Annotated in this window: 22 protein-coding genes and 2 tRNA genes; 11 read left to right on the forward strand and 13 right to left on the reverse strand. The window is 52.5% G+C overall.

Going from position 1 to position 23,837, the window contains the following annotated elements; all coding sequences use genetic code 11:
* Nucleotides 1–4 precede the first annotated feature (4 nt).
* From tssB to hutH, 3 genes are all read right to left on the reverse strand, one after another.
* Nucleotides 5–502, reverse strand: coding sequence for a type VI secretion system contractile sheath small subunit (tssB, locus tag C0557_RS17520; RefSeq protein WP_074777446.1), 498 nt, complete (start codon nucleotides 500–502; stop codon nucleotides 5–7).
* Nucleotides 503–1,080: 578 nt separating this feature from the next.
* Nucleotides 1,081–1,722: a DNA-binding protein gene (locus C0557_RS17525; protein ID WP_208659853.1), complete on the reverse strand. Its 642-nt coding sequence runs from the start codon at nucleotides 1,720–1,722 to the stop codon at nucleotides 1,081–1,083.
* Between the two features lie 96 nt (nucleotides 1,723–1,818).
* On the reverse strand, nucleotides 1,819–3,342 hold the full coding sequence (gene hutH / locus C0557_RS17530; RefSeq protein ID WP_208659855.1) for a histidine ammonia-lyase: 1,524 nt from the start codon (nucleotides 3,340–3,342) through the stop codon (nucleotides 1,819–1,821).
* Nucleotides 3,343–3,912: 570 nt separating this feature from the next.
* Here hutH and ypdK point away from each other — a divergent pair.
* A complete protein-coding gene (gene ypdK / locus C0557_RS17535; RefSeq protein ID WP_099458783.1) occupies nucleotides 3,913–3,984 on the forward strand; it encodes a membrane protein YpdK in 72 nt (23 codons plus the stop codon).
* A gap of 50 nt (nucleotides 3,985–4,034) precedes the next feature.
* On the opposite strand, the gene alaC is transcribed toward ypdK, so the two are convergent.
* A complete protein-coding gene (gene alaC / locus C0557_RS17540) occupies nucleotides 4,035–5,276 on the reverse strand; it encodes an alanine transaminase (protein ID WP_043952819.1) in 1,242 nt (413 codons plus the stop codon).
* Nucleotides 5,277–5,664: 388 nt separating this feature from the next.
* On the opposite strand from alaC, the gene C0557_RS17545 reads away from it, so the two are divergent.
* Nucleotides 5,665–7,347 carry a sensor histidine kinase gene (locus C0557_RS17545; protein ID WP_208659857.1) on the forward strand — a complete coding sequence of 561 codons (1,683 nt, stop codon included), beginning with the start codon at nucleotides 5,665–5,667 and terminating at the stop codon, nucleotides 7,345–7,347.
* A 12-nt stretch (nucleotides 7,348–7,359) separates the two neighbouring features.
* Complete coding sequence (locus C0557_RS17550; RefSeq protein ID WP_074777289.1) at nucleotides 7,360–8,088, forward strand: LytTR family DNA-binding domain-containing protein; 729 nt, start codon at nucleotides 7,360–7,362, stop codon at nucleotides 8,086–8,088.
* Here C0557_RS17550 and glk read toward each other — a convergent pair.
* A complete protein-coding gene (gene glk, locus C0557_RS17555) occupies nucleotides 8,085–9,050 on the reverse strand; it encodes a glucokinase (protein ID WP_208659859.1) in 966 nt (321 codons plus the stop codon). The genes C0557_RS17550 and glk overlap by 4 nt on opposite strands.
* A gap of 178 nt (nucleotides 9,051–9,228) precedes the next feature.
* On the opposite strand from glk, the gene C0557_RS17560 reads away from it, so the two are divergent.
* On the forward strand, nucleotides 9,229–10,464 hold the full coding sequence (locus C0557_RS17560; protein WP_208659861.1) for an ion channel protein: 1,236 nt from the start codon (nucleotides 9,229–9,231) through the stop codon (nucleotides 10,462–10,464).
* A gap of 3 nt (nucleotides 10,465–10,467) precedes the next feature.
* Here C0557_RS17560 and C0557_RS17565 read toward each other — a convergent pair whose 3' ends face one another.
* Nucleotides 10,468–12,120, reverse strand: coding sequence for an alpha-keto acid decarboxylase family protein (locus C0557_RS17565; protein ID WP_208659863.1), 1,653 nt, complete (start codon nucleotides 12,118–12,120; stop codon nucleotides 10,468–10,470).
* A 181-nt stretch (nucleotides 12,121–12,301) separates the two neighbouring features.
* Here C0557_RS17565 and mgrA point away from each other — a divergent pair, with 181 nt between their 5' ends.
* Both mgrA and ypeC read left to right on the forward strand, forming a co-directional pair.
* On the forward strand, nucleotides 12,302–13,300 hold the full coding sequence (gene mgrA / locus C0557_RS17570) for an L-glyceraldehyde 3-phosphate reductase (RefSeq protein WP_208659866.1): 999 nt from the start codon (nucleotides 12,302–12,304) through the stop codon (nucleotides 13,298–13,300).
* A gap of 122 nt (nucleotides 13,301–13,422) precedes the next feature.
* Entirely contained in the window at nucleotides 13,423–13,743 is a 321-nt protein-coding gene (gene ypeC, locus C0557_RS17575) for a DUF2502 domain-containing protein YpeC (RefSeq protein WP_074777299.1), read from the forward strand.
* 77 nt (nucleotides 13,744–13,820) lie between these two features.
* On the opposite strand, the gene C0557_RS17580 is transcribed toward ypeC, so the two are convergent.
* Nucleotides 13,821–15,059, reverse strand: a complete 1,239-nt coding sequence (locus tag C0557_RS17580) for an Nramp family divalent metal transporter (protein WP_208659868.1) — start codon at nucleotides 15,057–15,059, stop codon at nucleotides 13,821–13,823.
* Nucleotides 15,060–15,413: 354 nt separating this feature from the next.
* Between C0557_RS17580 and C0557_RS17585 the strand changes: the two genes are divergently transcribed.
* Complete coding sequence (locus C0557_RS17585; RefSeq protein WP_074777305.1) at nucleotides 15,414–16,601, forward strand: NupC/NupG family nucleoside CNT transporter; 1,188 nt, start codon at nucleotides 15,414–15,416, stop codon at nucleotides 16,599–16,601.
* Between the two features lie 43 nt (nucleotides 16,602–16,644).
* On the opposite strand, the gene C0557_RS17590 is transcribed toward C0557_RS17585, so the two are convergent.
* The 3 genes from C0557_RS17590 to C0557_RS17600 form a co-directional block, all read right to left on the reverse strand.
* Entirely contained in the window at nucleotides 16,645–18,834 is a 2,190-nt protein-coding gene (locus C0557_RS17590; RefSeq protein ID WP_208663009.1) for an EAL domain-containing protein, read from the reverse strand.
* A gap of 209 nt (nucleotides 18,835–19,043) precedes the next feature.
* Nucleotides 19,044–19,119 (reverse strand) — tRNA-Ala (locus tag C0557_RS17595).
* Between the two features lie 41 nt (nucleotides 19,120–19,160).
* Nucleotides 19,161–19,236: transfer RNA gene (locus tag C0557_RS17600), tRNA-Ala, on the reverse strand.
* A 220-nt stretch (nucleotides 19,237–19,456) separates the two neighbouring features.
* Between C0557_RS17600 and C0557_RS17605 the strand changes: the two genes are divergently transcribed.
* Nucleotides 19,457–19,816, forward strand: a complete 360-nt coding sequence (locus tag C0557_RS17605) for a YfeC-like transcriptional regulator (protein WP_208659870.1) — start codon at nucleotides 19,457–19,459, stop codon at nucleotides 19,814–19,816.
* Nucleotide 19,817: 1 nt separating this feature from the next.
* The gene (locus C0557_RS17610) at nucleotides 19,818–20,210 is read left to right on the forward strand and encodes a YfeC-like transcriptional regulator (protein ID WP_208659872.1); all 393 of its coding nucleotides are present in this window, start codon (nucleotides 19,818–19,820) and stop codon (nucleotides 20,208–20,210) included.
* A 37-nt stretch (nucleotides 20,211–20,247) separates the two neighbouring features.
* Here the strand turns inward: C0557_RS17610 and C0557_RS17615 are convergent, their stop codons facing one another.
* Both C0557_RS17615 and C0557_RS17620 read right to left on the reverse strand, forming a co-directional pair.
* Nucleotides 20,248–20,589 (reverse strand): RamA family antibiotic efflux transcriptional regulator, encoded by a 342-nt coding sequence (locus C0557_RS17615; RefSeq protein WP_043952807.1) that lies wholly within the window; start codon nucleotides 20,587–20,589, stop codon nucleotides 20,248–20,250.
* Between the two features lie 38 nt (nucleotides 20,590–20,627).
* Nucleotides 20,628–21,728 (reverse strand): MBL fold metallo-hydrolase, encoded by a 1,101-nt coding sequence (locus tag C0557_RS17620; protein WP_208659874.1) that lies wholly within the window; start codon nucleotides 21,726–21,728, stop codon nucleotides 20,628–20,630.
* Between the two features lie 192 nt (nucleotides 21,729–21,920).
* Here C0557_RS17620 and C0557_RS17625 point away from each other — a divergent pair, with 192 nt between their 5' ends.
* Nucleotides 21,921–22,511, forward strand: coding sequence for a TetR/AcrR family transcriptional regulator (locus C0557_RS17625; RefSeq protein WP_208659876.1), 591 nt, complete (start codon nucleotides 21,921–21,923; stop codon nucleotides 22,509–22,511).
* Entirely contained in the window at nucleotides 22,501–22,887 is a 387-nt protein-coding gene (locus tag C0557_RS17630; RefSeq protein ID WP_074777322.1) for an MmcQ/YjbR family DNA-binding protein, read from the forward strand. Before C0557_RS17625 ends, C0557_RS17630 begins: the two co-directional genes overlap by 11 nt.
* Here C0557_RS17630 and C0557_RS17635 read toward each other — a convergent pair.
* Nucleotides 22,862–23,734, reverse strand: a complete 873-nt coding sequence (locus C0557_RS17635) for a helix-turn-helix transcriptional regulator (protein WP_208659878.1) — start codon at nucleotides 23,732–23,734, stop codon at nucleotides 22,862–22,864. The two genes, C0557_RS17630 and C0557_RS17635, sit on opposite strands and share 26 nt — an antisense overlap.
* Nucleotides 23,735–23,837 lie beyond the last annotated feature (103 nt).

Consider the following 23,837-nt stretch of genomic DNA (forward strand, 5'->3'; position numbering starts at 1 on the left):
GCGGTTAGGGTTGTTCAGGTGACAGCGCGGATAGCTCGCTGCGCAACTCAGCGCTAAGCGCCGGGTCGAGGAGGATTTTTTCCAGCTCTTTTCGGAAATCCTGGTTATCGACCAGGTTAGCCTTAAGATCGCGAAGGAGATTGCGCATAGCGAGCATGGCCTTAAGCTGGGGAATTTGGCGGGCCACCTGTTCCGGTGAGAAATCCTTCATGCTTTGAAATGTCAGGCTAATATTGTCTTCACTGCCATCATCGGCGAGCGTATTTTTAACGGTAAGATTAACTTTTGGTGAATATTCAGAAAGAACACTATCGAAATTATTTTTGGAAATATTGACTTTACTACGCTCTGATAATGGTGCTGTTTCCTGCCCATTACTAAAATCACCTGCAACCAATAACTTCAGTGGTAATTCCGTTTTTTTGCTCGCCCCACCCGTATGCAGATCAAGCTTTAAATTAATACGTGCCTTAGGCACTTCGCTCTGGAAGCTGTCAGCCATTTCACTGTCCCTCTGTTTATCGCTGTGCAATTTTATGCACGACATTTCCTGGTTCGCGATAATAGAACAATGATCGGAGAAATATCAAATATACAGCTCCTTAAACCATTAAAATTAACTTATTAAGAACTTTCATCCACCAATTAAGAATTGAACAACCCTGATAAATCAGAAAAAAAAACTATCATCACTGCTAAAAATGAATTTTTATAGCGAAAAAAACAAAAAAGATAGAGCATTGTTAAAAATGTGATTTCGAAATGACATGAATCAATATTAAGAAAATCAAAATACCCATTGGCGATAATGGGTGTAATTACAGAGCGAAATAACGGGAAAAGTAATAAAAAAGGAGGGGAATGGATAAGGTAAACACGTCGAAAATGTGATTATATGGCAATAATTATTTTAAGGCCGACCTGAAATGCTAAATAAACCCACCATCAGGTGTTTCCGTCAACCGCCAAATTTAATGCACGGCAAAAAGGAGCAATACTGAGGGCTTAATCTCCTACCGAACAGAATGCAGTCAATAATTAACCGCCAAGAAAGAGCACATATTCCGGCCAGAAATGTCCTCATGCACTTTCATTTTCCACGCGCCGATAAACAGGCACGCGCCGTGTTGTTCCGGTCAAATTATCAAAAACGTCCGTTTCTGCGGTGACTATCTTCAGGCCAGTTTTTCTCAGCCGCTGCACATCGGCGGCGATTCGCTGAATACCAAACCAGAAAAGCCCGTCCAGCGCGGTTACCTGTAATCCTTCCGTCAGCGCAACTTTGAGACGCTCACGCGGCGCTTTAGTCTCTTTCGCAATCTGTTGATAAGGCGCGGCTGTATTGCCTTCAGCATCAATCCGGCGGATGCGCGTTGACAGCCGGTACTGAAATTCATCAGGAATACCGCTCAAATCGTTTCTCAGCGTGTAGACGCAACCAAAACGCTTACCGTTGAACAGCACATTTTTCTGGCTGATTTGCAGTTCCTCACGCAGGCTGGCGATCAGTTGCGGAGCGCGAATAAGCAGCAACCGGAAAGGTAATTCAAAGCTGGTGGCATAATCGACATTCAGCAGCGCGATCCGCAGGCGTTCTTCGGCTCCGGCCTGCGTCTGGCGGCACTCTTCTGCCACATCGGCCCATTGCTGCGTCAGGCGCGGCGTTTCACCCACTTCCGTAAAACTGTACTTTTCTATCTGGTAGTCGATTCTTCCGGTCACGCTGAATTCCCTGCTGGTCACGTTACAGTATGCTTCACTTTACCAACCCAGGCGTTTAACCGGAAGTGGGTTAACGAACCGCAATCCGGTGATGCTTTATGCCAAAATATCCGGTAGCAGCAGTGCCAGATGGCGCTCCGCCAGCATCTGCAAGGCCTGCTCGATATCCGGCGCGAAGTAGCGATCTTTATCGTAATGGGACACTCGTTCACGCAGCAGATGGCGCGCCTGCTCAAGTAACGGGCTGGAGGTTAATCCTTCCCGCATATCCAGCCCCTGACAGGCAGCCAGCCATTCCACGGCAATCACGCCGCGGGTATTAGCCGCCATCTCCCAAAGCCGACGACCAGCAGCAGGCGCCATCGAAACGTGATCTTCCTGGTTAGCAGAAGTCGGCAAACTATCGACACTGTGCGGATGCGACAACGCTTTGTTCTCGCTCGCCAGCGCTGCGGCTGTGACCTGGGCAATCATAAAACCGGAGTTAACACCGCCGTTTTTTACCAGGAAAGGCGGAAGCTGCGACATATGGCTGTCCATCAACAAAGCGATACGCCGCTCCGCCAGCGAGCCGATTTCAGCAATGGCCAGCGCGATATTATCAGCGGCCATCGCAACTGGTTCCGCGTGGAAGTTACCACCGGAGATCACCTCATTTTCAGCAGCGAAAACCAGCGGGTTATCAGAAACCGCATTCGCCTCGGTCAGCAACACTTCGGCGGCAAAACGCAACTGCGTCAGACACGCTCCCATAACCTGCGGCTGGCAGCGCAATGAGTAAGGATCCTGCACTTTATTGCAGTTGTGATGAGACTGTGAAACCGCGCTGTCATCAGTCAGCACATGGCGATAGAGAGCCGCCGCGTCGATCTGCCCGCGCTGGCCGCGTACTTCGTGAATGCGTGCATCGAATGGACGACGTGAACCGAGCGCCGCCTCGGTAGTCAGCGCACCACAAACCACTGCAGAAGCGAGCAGATCTTCGGCCTCAAACAGGCCGCGCAATGCAAACGCTGTCGAGGTTTGCGTCCCGTTGAGCAGCGCCAGCCCCTCTTTCGCCGCCAGCGTCAGCGGAGCAAGCCCGGCTCTATTCAGTGCTTCAGTTGCAGGCAGCCATTCGCCTTGCCAGCGCGCTTTACCTTCGCCAAGCAGCGTAAGCGACATATGTGCCAACGGCGCTAAATCGCCGGACGCACCGACAGATCCTTTCGCCGGGATCCAGGGATAAACCCCCGCATTTACCATCGCCACCAACATCTGGATCACCTGCAAACGAATGCCGGAAAAGCCACGTGCCAGGCTGTTGATCTTCAGCACCATAATCAGGCGCACCATCTCATCATCCAGCGGTTCGCCAACGCCTGCAGCGTGAGAAAGCACCAATGAGCGCTGTAAATTTTCCAGATCGTCGGTAGCGATACGCGTCTGAGCAAGCAATCCAAAACCGGTATTAATACCGTATGCCGTTCGCCCTTCCACCATGATGGCATTGACGCAAGCGACGCTGTCGTTGATGGCGGTAAAGGCGCGCTCATCCAGCGTTAACTGGTGCGGTTGGCTATAGATATCACGCAGTTGGGTCAGTGTCAGTTGGCCGGGGATGAGGGTTACATTTTTCATTGTCAGCAAAGTCTCTGCAGTGAGGATATAAATACATATACTTGTCTATACATATCCACGCAAGCCAGCTTTTAACAAGAAAGATACAGTTTTGTTATATTGCGCCTGCAATCACGGTTTTACGCAATACATAGTGAGATGCCGCTCGCACAGCCATACGATTTAAGACCCTATTCTTAATCCTGACATAAGTATGCATTATGCCGTCAGTGTGTAAAACGTGACCACCATCAAAAAATAAGTCTTAGAATTCAAGTGGAAATGAACCGTTTCAGCTTAACGTTTTTTGCGTCGCTCAAAGGCTATTTATTTAGCAACGAAAGTATTGTGTCGCCAAAGCCCGACACATTGTAAGTCACTAAAATTTCATAAAAAAAAGCCTCTTGTAAGGCCAAAAAATTAAGCGTACATTAGCCCCCGTCGGTGAGGAATTCACCCGAAATTCTGAGATGGAGCTGTGGCCGGAATGGAGATAATTCTCAATTTGGTTTTGGCGTAGTTTCACCTCTCTATACTCAGTCCTTGTTAAGGTCATTAAGTGCATACTCAAACGTATGCGGAGCGATGAACGTGAAATATTTCTTTATGGGCATTTCTGTGATGGTCATTGTGTGGGCCGGCACCTTCGCCCTGATGATCTGACCTGAGCTATTGATGCGGAAAAAAAACAGGAGCCTCGCGGCTCCTTTTTGTTAGGGTTCAATATCTTCTGTTGCGCTTTTTTGCGCCACTGGCAGTAGCCCGTCGTTGCGGAACATCGTCTTAATGCCGCGTACAGCCTGACGGATACGATCGCGGTTTTCTATCAAGGCAAAACGGACATGGGTATCGCCGTAGTCACCAAAGCCAATGCCCGGAGAGACGCACACTTTGGCGTCTTGCAGCAATTTTTTGGCAAACTCCAGCGAGCCCATCGCCGCATACGGTTCCGGAATTTTCGCCCATACGTACATTGACGCTTTCGGCATTTCGACCATCCAGCCCGCTTCATGCAGCCCTTTCACCAGCACGTCGCGGCGGCGCTTATACTGCGCGGCAATATCGCGCACGCACTGCTGATCCCCTTCCAGCGCAGCAATTGCGGCGACCTGCAATGGCGTAAACGTGCCGTAGTCATGGTAACTTTTAATGCGCGCCAGCGCGTTCACCAGCACCGGGTTACCGACCATAAATCCAATGCGCCAGCCGGCCATATTGTAGCTTTTCGAGAGGGTGAAAAATTCCACCGCAACGTCGCGCGCGCCCGGCACCTGCATAATCGACGGTGCTTTCCAGCCATCATAAACGATATCGGCATACGCCAGATCGTGAACCACCAGCACGTCGTAACGTTTAGCCAGCGCGACCACTTTCTCAAAGAATTCCAGCTCCACGCATTGTGCCGTTGGGTTAGACGGGAAACCCAGAATCATCATCTTTGGTTTCGGGTAACTTTCACGGATCGCGCGTTCGAGCTCGTTGAAAAAATCCACGCCTTCAACCAACGGCACAGAACGAACCTGCGCACCGGCAATCACCGCGCCATAAATGTGGATCGGATAGCTTGGGTTCGGCACCAGGACGGTATCACCGTGATCCAGTGTCGCCAGCATCAGATGCGCCAGTCCCTCTTTCGAACCGATGGTCACAATGGCCTCAGTTTCCGGATCGATCTCGACCTGATAGCGATCCTGATACCAGCGGGAAATTGCCCGACGCAGCCGAGGAATGCCGCGCGAAGTTGAATAACCGTGCGTATCCGGACGCTGGGCAACCGTGCAAAGTTTCTCAACAATATGCGGGGGTGTTGCGCCGTCCGGGTTGCCCATACTGAAATCGATAATATCTTCACCGCGACGACGCGCAGCCATTTTCAGTTCAGCGGTGATATTAAAAACATAAGGGGGGAGACGATCGATACGCGTAAAACGACGTTCAGGACTGAAGTCAGCCATAGATTCCTCGGAGTAACGTTAGCGCCCGGACCGTCCGAGCGACGTCGCTGTCAACACAGCGTGCTTAAAACATATCCTGAAAAATTTCCTGCTGTCGAGAGAAAAAACGAAAAATAACAGGCAGGTCTAAAAGGGGAACATTGATTTAGGTTAGAGAAATCAATCCTATCCTCTTATCGCTAAATTGAGCGTTAAATTTAACAATATGATATCAATATAATTACTTTTATTTTTCAGTACCTTTCGTCTTTCGCCACTCTCCTTTGAGCATCTTTTAATCCCCTTTTGGAAATATGGTTTTTCCTCATTGATCTAATGAATGTGGTGACTGGTCATCTGCGACCGGGTTCCTTATCATAGCTTTTTGACGTCATTCACCGAGTCCCCCGTGCACGAAATATTCGATATGTTATTGGCGGTTTTCGATCGCGCGGCGTTGATGCTGATCTGCCTGTTCTTTTTGATCCGCATGCGCCTGTTTCGCGAACTGCTGCATAAAACCGCCCACACGCCAAAAGAATTGCTTGCGGTTACCGCGATCTTCTCCATGTTCGCCCTGTTCAGTACCTGGTCCGGCGTGCCGGTTGAAGGTTCGCTGGTTAACGTGCGTATTATTGCCGTTATGGCCGGTGGGATTTTGTTTGGCCCGTGGGTCGGCATCATTACCGGCGTCATCGCCGGGGTGCACCGCTATCTGATCGACATTGGTGGCGTTACCGCAGTTCCATGCTTTATCACCAGTATTATCGCCGGGATTTTTTCGGGAATGATTAACCGAAAAGTTCCCAAAGCGCAGCACTGGCGCGTGGGGATCATTGGCGGGATGATTTGCGAAAGCCTGACCATGATTTTGGTAGTCGTCTGGGCGCCAACCACCGCGCTGGGGCTGGATATTGTCTCTAAAATCGGTGTGCCGATGATCCTCGGCAGCGTTTGTATCGGCTTTATCGTGCTGCTGGTGCAAAGTGTCGAAGGGGAAAAAGAGGCTATCGCAGGTCGCCAGGCAAAACTGGCGTTGGATATTGCGAATAAAACATTGCCGTTATTCCGTAACGTCAATAGCGACTCGCTGCGCCAGATATGCGATATCATTCGTCGCGATATCAACGCCGATGCCGTGGCAATCACCAATACCGATCATGTGCTGGCGTACGTTGGTGTCGGCGAAAACAACTATCGCGACAGCGACGATATTCTCAGCCCGACCACGCATCAGTCGATCAGCACAGGCGAAATTATCATTAAAAACAATGATGAAGCCCACCGCACGCCTGAAATTCACTCCATGCTGGTGATCCCGCTACGGGAGCAGAGTGTGGTCACCGGCACGTTGAAGATCTACTACTGCCATGCGCACCAGATCACCTCATCTTTACAGGAGATGGCGGTCGGGTTATCGCAAATTATCTCGACCCAACTGGAAGTTTCCCGCGCTGAGCAACTGCGTGAAATGGCAAACAGGGCCGAACTGCGCGCGCTGCAAAGCAAAATCAATCCGCACTTCCTGTTTAATGCCCTGAACGCCATTTCTTCCTCTATTCGTCTCAACCCGGATACCGCCCGGCAATTGATTTTCAATTTATCGCGTTATCTACGCTATAACATTGAATTAAAAGACGATGAGCAGATCGACATCAAAAAAGAGCTGTATCAAATTAAAGATTACATTGCGATTGAACAGGCGCGTTTTGGCGACAAATTGACCGTCATTTATGACATTGATGAAGAGGTCAGTTGTGTGATCCCCAGTCTGCTGATCCAACCGCTGGTAGAAAATGCCATTGTGCACGGCATTCAGCCCTGTAAAGGCAAAGGCGTGGTAACGATAAGTGTGGAAGAGTGCGGCAACCGCGTACGTATCGCGGTACGTGACACTGGCAACGGCATCGCACCGGAGATGATTGCCCGCGTTCAGGCTGATGAAATGCCGGGCAATAAGATTGGCCTGCTTAACGTTCACCAGCGCGTAAAATTGCTCTATGGCGAAGGATTACATATTCGCCGCCTGACGCCGGGAACCGAGATCGCCTTTTATGTTCCGCGCTCGCCGTCCGCCACATTGTTGCCCTAACAGGAGAAGCCGATGAAGATCATCATTGTTGAAGATGAATTCCTGGCGCAACAGGAGTTGAGCTGGCTAATAAAAGAGCACAGCCAGATGGAGATCGTCGGTACCTTTGACGATGGTCTCGATGTGCTGAAATATTTACAGCACAACAAGGTTGATGCCATTTTTCTGGATATCAACATTCCGTCGCTGGATGGCGTATTGCTGGCGCAAAACATCAGCCAGTTCGCACATAAGCCCTTTATTGTGTTTATTACTGCCTGGAAAGAGCATGCGGTCGAGGCCTTCGAACTGGAAGCATTTGACTATATTCTGAAGCCGTACCAGGAGTCGCGAATTATCAGCATGTTGCGGAAGCTGGAAGCGGCCTGGCAGCAACAATCGGGTACCACCAGTAGCCCGCAATCACGGGAAAACGCCACCATTAATCTGGTGAAAGACGAACGCATTATCGTTACCAGCATTAACGATATTTATTATGCGGAAGCGCATGAGAAGATGACCTTCGTCTATACGAAGCGGGAATCATACGTGATGCCGATGAATATCACCGAGTTTTGCAGCAAGCTGCCAATGGCGCATTTCTTTCGCTGCCACCGCTCGTACTGCGTGAATCTGGATAAAATTCGCGAGATCGAACCGTGGTTCAACAACACTTATATCTTGCGGCTGCGGGACCTGGATTTTCAGGTGCCCGTCAGCCGCAGCAAAGTTAAAGAATTCAGGCAGCTAATGAATCTTTAAAGGAAATGCCCCAGCGTCTGGCGCAGATGTGCGCCAGAGCCGAGCAGCCCGGGGTTATCATGCACAATCAGATAGACCGGAATGTCCTGCACATAGGATTTGAAGCGCCCTTTATCTTCAAAGCCGCCACGGAAACCGGAGGCGGTAAAGAAATCGAGGAAGCGCGGCACGATCCCGCCCGCGATATACACCCCGCCGAACGTACCGAGATTCAGCGCCAGGTTACCGCCAAAACGTCCCATAATGACGCAGAACAGCGACAGTGCGCGGCGACAGTCAATGCAACTGTCCGCCAGCGCCCGTTCGGTAACATCTTTCGGTTGCAGATTCTCCGGTAAACGACTGTCAGATTTCACAATCGCCCGGTAGAGATTGACCAGCCCGGGACCAGAGAGCACACGTTCAGCGGAGACATGGCCGATTTCCGCGCGCAGTTCTTCGAGGATAATCCCCTCTTCTTCACTGTTCGGTGCGAAATCGACGTGACCGCCTTCGCCCGGCAAGCTCACCCAGCGTTTATCAACATGCACCAGATGCGCGACGCCAAGACCCGTGCCAGCGCCGTAAACAGCGATCGGCTTGCCTTCTACCGCCTCACCGCCGCCAAACTGGATCAGGTGATCTTTTTTCAGCATCGGGATCGCCATTGATACGGCGGTAAAATCATTGATAATTTCCAGATGCGCAAAGCCGAGGTTTTTCTTCATTTCCGCAATCGAGAAAGCCCAGGTGTGATTCGTCATCGCCACCCAGTCGCCGGTAATCGGACAGGCAATCGCGATGCAGCCGTCTTCCACGCTAACGTCATGTTCATCAAGATAAACGCGCACTACGGCTTCCAGGCTGGGATAATCGAGGCCGGAATAGGTTTTGGCCCGGGAGATATCACCACTGTCGACATCGCACAACGCTAAGCGCGCGTTGGTACCGCCCACGTCTCCCACTAAAGCATACTTTGTCATTCTTTTACGGCTCCGCTAAAGTCAGAATAAATCTTTGGCACACTGTAAATTCAAGGCGCTTTAACAACAACGACCATAACACGAGTGCCCCAGGATAATCGATCTACGTCACAGATTAACCCCCGGGCTGCCGCCAGATTGTTCAGCGTCGCCCCGACGTTTTTACAAGGACCTATGTATGCTTCATCCGCGAGCCAGAACACTGTTACTGCTGGCCCTGCCTGCGTTAACTATCGGCGTGGCCTCCAGCCTTGTACTGCTACTGGTAATGAAGATCGCTTCGCTGCTGCAAGCCATTTTGTGGAGCGGTATTCCATGGCAACTGGGCATTGCGCCCGATTCGCCCGGCTGGATCTTATTGATACTAACGCTGACCGGGATCGCCGTTGGTCTGGTGATCCGTTTCAGTCGCGAACACGGCGGTCCGGATCCGGTGACCGTCCCGCTGATCAATGCGCCGGTGTCCGTCAAAGCATTGCCCGGACTGGTACTGGCGCTGATCCTCGGGCTGGCGGGCGGCGTTAGCCTTGGGCCGGAACATCCGGTAATGGTGCTGAATATTGCGCTCGCGGTGGCGCTGGGCGCACGCGTCTTCCCGCGCGTAGCGCCGCTGGACTGGACCATCCTTGCCTCGGCGGGCACCCTTGGCGCGCTGTTCGGTACGCCGGTAGCGGCAGCGCTGGTGTTTTCGCAAACCCTGACCGCCAGCAATGACGTGCCGCTTTGGGACCGTTTATTCGCGCCGCTGATGGCCGCCGCGGCTGGCGCGCTGACCACCAGTTTGTTCGCCCTGCCCCATTTTGCCCTGCCAATCCCCCATTATCCCCAGTTGCATATTGTCGATATCATCAGCGGCGCAGTGGTCACTGTTTTTGCCATCGCGCTGGGTATGGTTGCCGTCTGGTGCCTGCCGCGCCTGCACCGGTTGATGCACCGGCTGCACAACCCGGTACTGGTTCTTGGCGTTGGTGGCTTCCTGCTTGGCCTGTTGGGGATCATTGGCGGACCGGTCACACTGTTTAAGGGGCTGGACGAGATGCAACAACTGGCCTTCGCCCAGACGCTAACGGTGACGGATTACCTGCTGTTTGCGGTGGTAAAACTGGCTGCACTGGTGGTTGCTGCTGCCTGCGGTTTTCGCGGTGGGCGTATTTTTCCGGCGGTGTTTGTCGGTGTGGCACTCGGGTTGATGCTGCATGAGCATGTCGATGCCGTACCCGCCGCCGTGACGGTTTCTTGCGCGGTGCTCGGTATGGTGCTGGTGGTAACGCGGGATGGTTGGCTGAGCCTGTTTCTTGCCGCCGTGGTGGTACCGGATACCACGCTGCTACCACTGTTATGCATCGTGATCCTTCCCGCCTGGCTGCTGCTAGCCGGGAAACCGATGATGATTGTTCCCCGGCGCGATGAATAACGCTTAGCTGTTACGCGCTTCGAGTGCGTGGGTGACTTCCCGTAACAGATCCGGCAGATCGGTTTTTGGCAGCATCACTTCTATCAACGCAAGGCGATGGTGATGCGCCGCCGCTTTCAGCGCTTCCGCCAATTGCACGGTTTCACTCACACGCCAGCATTCGGCCTGGCAGTCCACGCTTAAAGCATGGGGAAGATGAGTCCAGTTCCAGCGGGCAATGTCGTTATAGCGCTGTTTTGCGCCGTGAATAGCGCGTTCGACCGTATAGCCATCATTGTTGAGCAGTAAAATGATCGGCCGTTGCCCGTCACGCAGCATCGATCCCAGTTCCTGAATCGTCAGTTGCGCCGCGCCATCACCGCTGATCAACACTACCCGGCGTTCCGGGCAGGCGGTTTGCGCGCCAAACGCGGCGGGCAGGCAGAAACCAATCGATCCCCACAGCGGCTGAACCAGCAGCTCCGCTCCGGCAGGCAGACGCAGAGAAGCCGCGCCAAACGCCGCTGTCCCCTGATCCGCCAGCAAAATGTCATCAGGACGAATAAATTGCTGTACGGTTTGCCAGAGCGTCTCCTGATTGAGTGTTCCCTGATGAACCGGGGCACGAGCAGCCTGTGGCGGGCGATGATTCGCCGCGGCATGCGCCCTGGCACGCACGAGGGGAATCAATGCATTTATCGCCTCCCGCATCGGAATGCCGCTAAACCACACGTCGCCGACGCGGGCGGCAAACGGCTGGATTTCAATGGTGCGCTCCCGGGCAAATTGCTGGGTAAACCCGGCGGTCAGCGTATCTGTAAAACGCGTGCCAATGCAGATCACCGTATCCGCGCCCTCTATCGCCTCGCGCACCGGCGCCGGGCTGGCCGCGCCGCTGTAGGTACCAACAAAACCGGGTTGCGTCTCATCAAATACCCCTTTCCCCATCAACAGTGTGGCGTGCGGCAGCGGTGAATCTTTCATCCAGCATTGCAACATCTTATGAACGCCAAAACGGCGGGCGAGAAAATCGGCCAGCACCGCCACGCTGGAACCGACTGATAACATCGCCTGCGCATGCTGACGAAAGGCATTCAGGCACGCTTCGTTTACCGGGAACGGGGGAATTGTGAGAGCGTTTACAGGCGGAGTGGCAGGCTTTTTCGCCACATCGGCTGGCAGCATCAGATAGCCAGGACGAGACTGCATCAGCATCACTTCGAGCACACGATCGATCTCATAGCAGGCATTTTGCGCCGTTAAAATGGCGCGAGCGGCGGTGACCGGCTCGCTCATCCGGTAAAAATGGTGGAAATCGCCGTCGCCAAGGGTGTGGTGCAGCAATTCACCCCGTTGCTGTACGCCGCTACAGGGCGCACCAACGATATGCAATAGCGGAACATATTCGGCATAGCTGCCGGCAACGCCGTTGATTGCGCTCAGTTCGCCCACGCCGAAAGTGGTTAATAATGCGCCCGCGCCCCGGCAACGCCCGTAACCATCGGCGGCGTAAGCGGCGTTAAGCTCATTCGCACAACCCACCCACTGCACGGCCGGGTGTTGAATCACATGATCGAGAAATTGCAGGTTATAGTCGCCCGGTACACCAAAAAGGTGGTGGATACCGCAGCCTGCGAGCCTGTCGAGTAAGTAGTCGGCAATTGAATAATCATGCATGACGTTGTTCCCAGAGCGTTGACGTTGATCTGAGTATTAAAGAAGTGTGATGGGAGTCCAGGATGGACGCTATATTCCAGGTGGAAAGTAAGCTTTACGACACAACCCGGTGTACTCTCGTGGAGGCCAATTTTGTGTAAACGTATACACTCACATAACAAAGGCATAAGAGGAGCACGGCATGGCTTATCAGGCAGATCCTGCGCGTTATCAAAACATGGCTTACCGTCGCTGCGGCGACAGCGGATTAAAGCTTCCGGCCATTTCACTTGGGCTGTGGCACAACTTTGGTGATGCCACGCTGCTGGGAAATAGCCGTCAGTTATTGCAGCACGCTTTCAATCTCGGCATTACACACTTCGACCTTGCCAATAACTATGGGCCGCCGCCGGGATCGGCAGAATGCAATTTTGGCCGCATCCTGCATGAGGATTTTCACTCCCTGCGGGACGAACTGATTATCTCCACCAAAGCCGGTTACACCATGTGGGATGGCCCCTATGGCGACTGGGGTTCCCGCAAGTATTTGATTGCCAGCCTCGATCAAAGCCTGCGTCGGATGGGGCTTGAGTATGTGGATATTTTCTACCATCACCGCCCGGACCCGGAAACACCGCTGAAAGAGACGATGCGCGCGCTGGATCATATTGTGCGCCAGGGCAAGGCGCTGTACGTCGGCCTGTCTAACTACCCGGCAGCACAGGCACGAGAAGCAATTGATATTCTTAATGATCTGGGAACGCCTTGCCTGATCCATCAGCCCAAATATTCGATGTTTGAGCGCTGGGTTGAAGAGGGATTGCTGGATGTGCTGCAGGAAAAAGGGGTGGGTAGTATTGCCTTCTCTCCGCTGGCTGGCGGGCAGCTAACCGACCGCTATTTGCAGGGGATCCCGGCGGATTCGCGCGCTGCCAGCGACAGCCGTTTTCTCAACCCGGAGCAGCTCACCACGCAAAAACTGGACATCGTGCGCGCGTTGAATGCGTTGGCGCAACGGCGTGGTCAGAAGCTGTCGCAGATGGCGCTGGCTTGGGTGCTGCGGGATGATAAGGTGACGTCAGTGCTGATAGGCGCCAGCAAAATAAGCCAGCTCGACGATGCGGTTGGTATGCTGGAAAACCGTCACTTCACTGCGGATGAACGTGCCGAGATCGAGGCAATTCTGAGCAGTACAAAATAAATACCGTTTTAGCATAAAGTGCTGTCATTCACGATTTAAGAGTTCCGCCAATAATATGGGGTTTTGCCGCCCCGTAAAATTGTTGTAACAGGCCGTTTCGGCCCGATCGTGAGGAGAAGAGTATGTTCAGGTCACTGATTCTGGCAGCAGTGTTAATGGCTTCAGCGCCGCTGGTCGCTAATGCTGGCGAAATCACCCTGTTGCCGTCGATTAAATTGCAAATTGGCGATCGCGATAATTATGGTAACTACTGGGACGGCGGACGCTGGCGTGACCGGGACTACTGGGGTCGTCACTATGAATGGCGCGGTGACCGCTGGTACAGGCACGATCGCGGTTGGCATCGCGGCTGGGATAAGCACAACGCTTACGAGCGCGGCTATCGTGAAGGCTGGCGCGACCGTGATGATCATCGCGGCCCGGGGCGCGGCCATCACCACTAATTTTCGTGCCGGATAGCGCCCCGCTAATCGGCATTCAACATTCTGCCCGCAGCGCTAAACGCCTGCGGGCATTTTCATTATAAATCCGCAAGTGTTCCGACCAGCAGCCAGACATTTAAGCTCACCACCAGCACCACAATTAACCAGCCTGTACGTTTCACCAGCGCGCTATTTACCAGCCCGCCCATCAATTTACGGTCGCTGGTAAAGACCAGTAACGGCACCAGCGCCAGTGCAATGCCAAAGCTCAACAGCACCTGGCTCATCACCAGGATGCGGGTCGGATCCAGCCCCAGCCAGATCACGATAAACGACGGCATCATCGTAATGCTGCGGCGCACCCACAGCGGAATGTGGAAGCGGACAAATCCCTGCATCACCACCTGTCCCGCCAGCGTCCCCACTACGGTGGAGGAGAGACCGGCCGCCACCAGACTCAACCCAAAAATGGTTGCCGCAGCATGGCTTAAAAGCGGTTCCAGCGTCAGATAAGCCTGATCGAGATCGGCCACGCCGGTATGTCCGTTAAAATGAAACGCCGCCGCTGCCGTCGCCATCATCGCCAGGTTAACAAAACCGGCAATGGTCATGGCAATGCCTACATCCCACTTTGTCGCAGAGTAGCGCTCGTGCTGCGTGCCCTGGTGCAGGTGCTGCGTCAGCGACGAGTGCAGGTAAATCACGTGTGGCATGATGGTTGCGCCCAGCACACCAGCGGCAAGGAACACGGCGTCAGTTCCCGGCAAGCTGGGGATGATAATGCCCTGCGCCAGTTGCGCCAGCTTCGGCTGCGAAAAGGCCAGCTCAACAATGTATGCCGCCGCCACAAACAACAACAGCCCGCCAATGACTTTCTCGAGCGGTTTTTGCCCGCGGCGTTGCAGCATCAAAATAAGGAACGTCGCAATACCGGTGAGGACTGCGCCTTGCAGCAGTGAAACGCCAAGGATCAATTTGAAGCCGATCGCGGCGCCAATAAATTCAGCCAGATCGGTTGCCATGGCGATGATTTCCGCCTGAACCCAGTAAAACCACACCAGCGGACGCGGATAGTGATCGCGGATCTGCTCAGCGAGATTTTTTCCGGTAGCGATACCGAGTTTGGCAGACAGTAGCTGGATCAACATCGCCATGATATTGGCCCACACGACAACCCACAGCAACTGGTAGCCAAAGCTGGCGCCTGCCTGGATGTTGGTGGCGAAATTCCCCGGATCGATGTAGCCAATCGCGGCAATAAACGCAGGCCCCATTAACGCCAGCTTTAACTTGCGCGCTGCACGCCCACTGCTATTCTCAACGCGACTATTGTTCATTTATTGCCCCTAAATATAGCCTTTGCTATGTTTCATGTTAGCAAAATGAGAATGATTATCAAGTTCATTTAAAATGGATTTACCTGATTTCTCTGATAGCCAGAAACGATAGAAGGGCCGGATCTCAAGGATGGTGACGGCGATAGCAGGAACCATCGTCGAATTATGTTAAGAGTGTAGCATTTGAACGCAACTTTTCACTCCTTTACTTAACATAACAGAAATGTATGTTTGATCACTATTTTTGAGTCTGGTCACAGGACATCAATATAGTGTGTGTTTGATCTCGTTTTCTTTCCGCTTGTTACATAGAATGTGCACGAAATTTCTACCCGTCTCATATTTGGAGCAAATATGTCCCGCGTTCTGCACTTTGTCCTGGCGCTTGCTGTTGTGGCGCTGCTTGCCCTGCTCTTCAGCAGCGATCGCAAGAAGATCCGCATTCGTTTTGTTATTCAACTGCTGGTGATTGAAGTTTTACTGGCCTGGTTCTTCCTGAACTCTGATATTGGCCTTGGCTTCGTGAAAGGCTTCTCCGAAATGTTTGAAAAACTGCTCGGTTTTGCCAACGAAGGCACTAACTTCGTCTTCGGTAAAATGAATGACGAAGGCCTGGCGTTCTTCTTCCTGAAAGTGCTGTGCCCGATCGTCTTTATTTCTGCATTGATCGGTATTCTGCAACACATTCGTGTGCTGCCAATTATTATTCGCGCCATCGGGACGGTGCTTTCCAAAGTTAACGGCATGGGCAAACTGGAGTCCTTTAACGCCGTCAGCTCCCTGATTCTGGGTCAGTCCGAAAACTTTATCGCCTATAAAGACATCCTCGGCAAAATGTCACGCAACCGCATGTACACCATGGCCGCGACAGCAATGTCAACGGTTTCCATGTCCATCGTCGGCGCGTACATGACCATGCTCCAGCCGAAATATGTGGTGGCGGCGCTGGTACTGAACATGTTCAGCACCTTTATTGTTCTGTCGCTGATCAACCCGTACCGTGTTGAAGAGAGCGAAGAAAACCTGCAGATGGCAAAACTGCACGAAGGTCAGAGCTTCTTCGAAATGCTGGGTGAATACATTCTGGCGGGCTTTAAAGTGGCGATTATCGTGGCGGCAATGTTGATCGGCTTTATCGCGCTGATCTCCGGCCTGAACGCGCTGTTTGCTGCTATTTTCGGCATCTCCTTCCAGGGCATTCTCGGTTATATCTTCTATCCGATCGCCTGGGTTCTGGGTGTGCCGGCGCACGAAGCATTGCAGGTCGCCAGCATCATGGCAACCAAACTGGTGTCTAACGAATTCGTGGCAATGATGGATCTGCAAAAAATCGCAGCGAACCTCTCCCCGCGCTCTGAAGGCATCCTGTCGGTGTTCCTCGTTTCCTTCGCCAACTTCTCCTCTATCGGCATTATCGCAGGCGCGATCAAAGGCCTGAATGAAGAGCAAGGCAACGTCGTTTCCCGCTTTGGTCTGAAGCTGGTGTACGGCTCGACGCTGGTCAGCGTGCTTTCTGCCGCCATCGCCGCGCTGGTTATCTGATAGCGACGCAAGAGACAAAAAAACCGGGGAATTCCCCGGTTTTTTATTCGCCAGCAGTCAACGGCTGCGGCTTGCCAAATAAATACCCTTGCAGATAATCCACTCCCGCCTCCAGCAGCAGTTCGCGTTGCTCGTCGTTTTCCACATACTCCGCCACAACGGTAAGAGACTTTGCTTTCGCCAGTTCGCAAATCGCTTTCACAATCATCACATCCTGCTGATCCTGGAGAATATCCCGCACAAAGCAGCCATCGATCTTGATGATATCCGCTTGCAGCCGTTTCAGGCGCTCAAAGTTGGCATAACCGGTACCGAAATCGTCGATGGCAATTTTGAACCCTGCCTGGCGCAATTGCAGGATGTTAAGAATGCTGACTTCGGAATTGGAAAAGGCCTGCTCTTCGGTGATTTCGATGATCACCGTCTGCGGCGCTATCGCATAGTGCTCAAACAACGCCAGAAACTTCGGCGCAAAAGCTTTTTGCATCAGCGTCATCGGCATCAGATTCACTGAAAAACGCGCATACTGGCTAGTTTGTGGGTGCTGCTGCATCCATTGCAACAGGCGTTCAACCACCAGCATGTCAAAACGTGTTCCGAGGTTAAACTGCGCGATAACGGGGATAAATTGATCCGGCGTAATGAGTTCGCCATCGCTGATAAGCCGGGTGAGAATTTCCTGGTATCCCTTCCCTTGCGCATCAACAATCGGCTGGCCATAAAGCTGAATGCCATTTTCATCCAGCGCGCGTTTAACCTTGTTAAGCTGCAAGACGCGGTCCGTCGTCTGATCAGCTACCGTCTGTAAACTGTTGGTGAGCGCCAGTACCTGATGCCCGACGCTGGCCTCCTCTGCCAGCCAGCTTAATTGCCCCAGCGTCTGATGTAGCGCTTCGCCGCATGCGTGCAACTCTCCCCAGGAAGCGCCAAATTCGATATCAAGGCCGACGTTGTTCCAGAAGATGCGGCGACTGTTCAGATAATCGGTCATATGCTGTAAACGCGCCGCCGTTTCCGGCCCGTTTAACAGCAGCAACAGTTCACTGCCGGGCAACTGGAAAAAACGCTCGCCACTCTGCAACAGGGGTTGTAGCTGCCGGGCAACGCTGCGCTTCACATGCACGCGCATCATCATGCCGAAATGCTTGCTGAGAAACTCCATATTTTTCATGTGCAGACAACACACCACGCCGTTGGGCTGTTGTTCCATCTGTTTTTCCAGCGCGCGAAGATTCGGCAGACCGGTCAGCGGATCGCTCATTGCCTGTAACTGCCAGCGTCTTTTCAGCCACTCACTGCGGTGAAAAACCTGCGTCATATACAACATGCAAATGGTAAAGCTGATCAACACTGACATGACAAATGCCAGCGAGTAGTCGGAATTCACACCCTGCAGGAAGTTATTGTTATAAGCCAACAACATAAACGCCGAAACAGACCAGCTAAGTGTAATAAATGAATAACTTAACCTGCTTATCCCCAGTGTGAAAAGGATGAAAATAATCGGCACTAAATATCCGGCAATATAGTCGGTTTTAAAAGGTGAGCACAATATAATAACGGTTGCAACTAATGCCCCCAGCCAACCCAGCATAAATAAGCGTTTTTTAGCCGATAAAAAAGGCTGGCGATTGCGATAGCAGAATGTCCGGGCAAAACGCGGATTGATTATCATCCGTAACGGATAATAGATAATCATAGTAAAAATGAGCGCTGCGCAAATCAGGCTTTGTACATCAATGATTGAGAAAATACTTGTTCCGGAGCCGAAAAAATTCGAGATATTAATCGGATAGTTAAACCAGACTCCGGCAATATACATTGACGCCTTAATACCGACAGGCGCAACAAATCCCAGCCACACCACGCGCACCGCCATGTCTCTGTTTGGCATGCCGTGACGCCAGCGCACGCCAAGCCGCCAGCGCACAATAGCGCAGACGGCAAGTACCGGGAATAACTGGCAGAATAACAATACCACCGCTTCCGTATGCGGGAGATGAAATGTGCTCTCATTCACCACGGCAAAGCTAATGATTATTGGAATAATCCCATGACGGCCGAATAAAAAAATAATCGCCAGCATTACGCTTAATGGTAGCCATGCCAGAAATAGCGTAGAGGCATCGACAACTGCGCGCGGTGAAATAAAACGAGAAACAGGAAGTGCTACCAGGCATAAAATTAACGCGAGCAGGAATTTTCTTATACAACTGTATTTGTCATATGTCATCAAAGTTAATTAAATGATCCTGGCAGAAGAATAGAATAACCAGAATAATAGGTTTATTCATTACATGAATCAAGTTATCAGACCGTCGAACACCTTTCATTACTGCGGCTTTACCGGACTACTATTTTTCCAGTTTTTGCTGTAATAAATTGACAAATCGGAAGCTAAAAAAGCAAAAACCCCCGCGTAAACGCGAGGGTTTGAAATTTTGGTGGAGCTAAGCGGGATCGAACCGCTGACCTCTTGCATGCCATGCAAGCGCTCTCCCAGCTGAGCTATAGCCCCACAATTTGTCTTTACGCGCCAACTCCGTTGGGTTCGGAATTTGGTGGAGCTAAGCGGGATCGAACCGCTGACCTCTTGCATGCCATGCAAGCGCTCTCCCAGCTGAGCTATAGCCCCATTGCGTAAAGCGTGTCGTGTTGACGGGCGGCATAATATGAATTCCCTTGCCAGGTGTCAACGTCAAAATCGTACCGTGTCAATCAATCGCTGAAAAAGCATGCAAATTAAGGACATTGCGTAGCTCCTCGCAGTCAGTAGTTAAACGTGTCACATTTTCCCGTAAAATGGTGCTATAACATAAGCCACTAATTACCCTTACAACCATTCGGGAAATTACATGCTCAAGGAACGAATGACGCCAGAAGAGTTAGCCAGTCTTACCGGATACAGTCGGCAAACCATCAATAAATGGGTGCGCAGAGAAGGCTGGATCACCTCGCCAAAACCCGGAGTGCAAGGAGGAAAAGCCCGGCTGGTGCATGTAAATGAGCAAGTCCGCGCCTTTATTCGCAGCGCACAGCGTAGCGAAGAGCCAGCCCCTGCGATGCGTACTATCAGCAACAACTCACTTGAAGCTTTGCTTATTTCGTTGGCGAAAGAGATGACCGACGCCGAGCAAAAGCAGCTCACCTCTCTACTCTTACGTGACGGCATAACCGGGTTATTGCAACGTCTTGGCATCCGCAATCAGAAATAAGATGATGAAACTCGCTAACAAAATGACGACTGAAGAGCTAGCCGATTTTCTCGGTGTTGCCAGACAAACCGTTAATCGTTGGATCCGTGAACAAGGTTGGCAAACGGAAGCGCTACCCGGAATCAAAGGTGGTCGCGCAAGGCTAATTCACATCACCAAAGAAGTGCGGAATTTCGTGATGAAAACGCCCTCCATGCGCCAGCGTAATTCTCCTTACTCTATCGCGGAGCCGGCACCATCTTATGCGAGTGAAAACAGCTCGCTGCGGGAGATTGTCAAAGTCTTACAGAACATGACGCCCGAAGAACAGAAGTTGTTGGCGGTGTTACTGGCCCGTGAAGGGATCTGCGGGTTTTTACAGCGCCTCGGCATAACGCAGACGATCGATGAGTAAAAAACCGGCCTTAATGGCCGGTTTTTAGTTTACGCGTTTAATGCGTATGCGGGTGGTTTTCCCGACGATACGCACCCGGCGGCTGGTTAAACGTGCGGGTAAAGGTACGTGTGAAGGTTTGTTGCGAATCAAAGCCGTACTTCAGGCAGATATCGTAAACCTTCTGATTGGTATTGAGTAAATCCTGCGCGGCAAGCGACAGTTTGCGCTCGCGAATATAACGTCCAAGACTCTCCCCTTTGTACTGCAAGAAGAGGCGTTGCAGGTGCCATTTGGAATAGCCCGCGTGCGCTGCAATATCATCAATACGTAACGGTTGATGGAGATTGTCGTCGATCCACTCGACGATAGTGTCGATAACCTGAGCGGAAATAGTCATACTGCGCTCCCCCTCTGCTCTTCGATTAATAAACGGGTTTATTCCCACCAGGCACGGAATTCCTGCGCATCGTTAGCCGCAAGAACCGGTTCGCCCAGCATCGGTGTTAGTAAACGAAAATTTTTGCCCCGACTTGCTGCCGCCAGCCGTTTGTACGGATCGTCCCATGTGTGTTTTGCCAACACAAAACGCCCCGCGTGGCCCGGCAGAACCGCGCGTGCATTAATTTCTTCCGCCGCCTGCGCGGCCTGTTCTGGCATCATGTGGATGTACTTCCAGTCTTCGTCATACTGGCCGTTTTCCATGATGGCGATGTCCACCGGACCAAACTGCTCGCCGATGGCTTTAAAATGCGGGCCATAGCCGGTATCGCCGCTGTAATAGACCTTGCGCTGGTCGGTGACAAACATAAAACTGGCCCACAACGTCTGGTTACGTTTCAGGCCGCGCCCGGAAAAATGGCGCGCCGGCAGAACATGTACCGTCAGTTCATCGTCGATCGCCACCTTCTGCTGCCAATCCGCTTCACGAATAATCTGCGGATTCATGCCCCAATAACGCAGGTGCGAACCGACGCCCAGCGGCGTCACGACCTGTTTGATTTTCGGCATCAGCGCCTTGATGGTGGCGTAATCCAGGTGGTCATAATGATCGTGAGAAATGATCAGCAGATCGATCTCCGGCAGGCTCTGCGCTGTCCATGCCGCATTCCCGGCAAACGCTTTATTGAGAAATGAAAACGGCGCGGCGTAGTCGCTCAGCACCGGATCGATCAGGATGCGTTTGCCCGCCAGTTGCAGGTACCACGAAGAGTGCCCCATCCATACCAGCGTGTCCTGTTCCACAGGCAGGCTGGCGAGATCCGTTTGCACAATTGGCAGCGGCTGCTGCGGACGGACATTTTCCCGTTTGGTGACCAGAAAATCCCACCACGCGGCCAGCATATTTTTCTTGCCGGTGAAGCCTGGCGTCGGCAGCGTATTTTGAAATTTGCCGTCACGGTAATGGGGTGATTTTTCGACTTCCGTAAGCTGTGCGCCTTGCGGCGCTTTGCCAAATCCTGCATTCAAAACAAAGGGTAAACTGGCGGCGGACGCAACGAGCATAACCATGACCACGCTGAAAATGAGAGGCTTCATATCCTGACCCGAAGAAATCGCTCCAGTCCGTAGAGACGATATGCACTAAACTTGATTATGAGTGAGTAAGCACTCATTATAGAAAGCGACAGCAAACCGTCAAGATCATTTTCTTTCTTTGACATTCGACGTTGCAGCCTCCTGGTGGGCATGTTTCAATCGTGGTTTTTATAACGTGTGAGGAAAAATGTAGTGGCTCGTCCAAAGAGTGAAGACAAAAAGCAAGCGTTACTGGAAGCAGCAACCGAAGCCATCGCACAGTCCGGGATCGCCGCTTCCACCGCCTTAATAGCCCGCAATGCGGGAGTTGCGGAAGGGACGCTGTTTCGCTACTTCGCCACCAAAGACGACCTGCTGAACGCACTTTACCTGCATCTGAAAACTGACCTGTGCGGCACCATGCTGGAGAATCTCGATCGCACCATCAACGATCCGAAAGTGCATACGCATTCGGTGTGGGACAGCTATATAGACTGGGGAATTCGTCACCCCAACGGCCACTGCGCAGTGCGGCAAATTTCCGTCAGCGAAAAACTACGCCCGGAAACCCGCCAGCAGGTTACCGATATCTTTCCGGAGCTGCACGAGCTCTGCCACCGCTCGGTATTGCCGATTTTTCTCGACGGCGAATTTGCACCGTTTGGCGATGCCATTTTCCTCACGCTTGCGGATACCACCATCACCTTTGCCAGCCGCGATCCTTCCCGCGCCAAAGAGATCAAACGCCTCGGTTTTGAAGCGATGTGGCGCGCACTGACCGCTGAGGGGATAGATGGACAGTAAAACATTGCAGGCCTGCGCGCACCGTATTGCGCTTGAGATGCCGTTTACCGAGCACTGCTGGCCGTTTGGCCCGGAATATGATGTGTTCAAAGTGTGCGGCAAAATTTTTATGCTGACCGCCACCGCCCACGGCAGGCCAATGGTGAACCTGAAAGCAGAGCCGCAAATTTCCCTGCTCAACCAGCAAATCTACCCCAGTATTGAACCGGGGTATCACATGAACAAAAAACACTGGATTTCCGTCTATGCCGGGGAAGAGATCGACGAAGCGCTGCTTGCCTCGCTGATTCAGGCGTCGTGGGATCGGGTGGTGGATGGCCTTTCGCGTAAACAGCAACAGCGCCTGCGCCCTACGCGTTCTCAGCCAGCCAGCTAAGCGCCCGCTCGCCCGGCGCATCCACCGGCAGATAAACCAGCAGCCGCGAACCGTTACGCGGCGCTGAATACCAGTACATTTGCTGTAAGGTAAACTCTCCCAGTTGCGGATGAGTAAACAGTTTCAGCTTGTTTTCCACGCCGCGCACATCCAGATATTTCCTCCACAGCGTGGCAAATTCGCTGGATGCCGCGCAAAAGCGCGCCAGCTTCGCTTCCCATAACGGATCGCCACGGTGCTCCGCCATCGCCGCACGAAAATAGGCCACAAATGTCTGCAATATGCTGTCATCGCTGCCAAGACGGCTACGCCACTGCGGATGCGTCAAATAAAGGTAGATACAATTGCGCTCATCTTCGGGGATTTCACCGAACTTAACCCCCATCAGGCGCTCAAAAGCGACATTCCACGCCACAATATCAAAATTGGGTTTCTGAATGCTGGCCGGTTGCGGCAGCAGGCTATCCAACAGGCGGCGCGTGCCTGCGCTAATTCCTTCGCATTGCGGCACATTCAGCGTTTCGGCAGGCGTTAATCCGGCGAGTAAAAACAGGTGCCGCGTTTCAGTAGGAGAACACTGCAACGCGCTGGCAATGGCCTGTAAAACCGCTGACGAAGGGTTCACATCCCGTCCCTGCTCCAGCCAGGTATACCAGGTAACGCCAACATCGGCCAGCAGCGCCACTTCTTCACGTCGCAGCCCCGGCGTGCGCCGCCTGCCGCTGCGCGGCAGCCCCAGACGCTGCGGATCGAGGCTCTCCCGGCGGGCGCGTAAAAATGCGCCGAGCTGTTTGCGGTTTTCATCCTGGATGGTCACATCAACCATCCGATCGCTTATCAGCGTCATCACACCCTCCAGCATGGTAGTGCCAATACCAGTATACGTAAGAACTGGTACCCGTTTTTCTAATCGGTGATGCTACGTCCATCTGATGAATGACGCAATGGAG

This window comes from Kosakonia sp. MUSA4, from assembly GCF_013085925.1.
GTDB lineage: Bacteria > Pseudomonadota > Gammaproteobacteria > Enterobacterales > Enterobacteriaceae > Kosakonia > Kosakonia sacchari_B.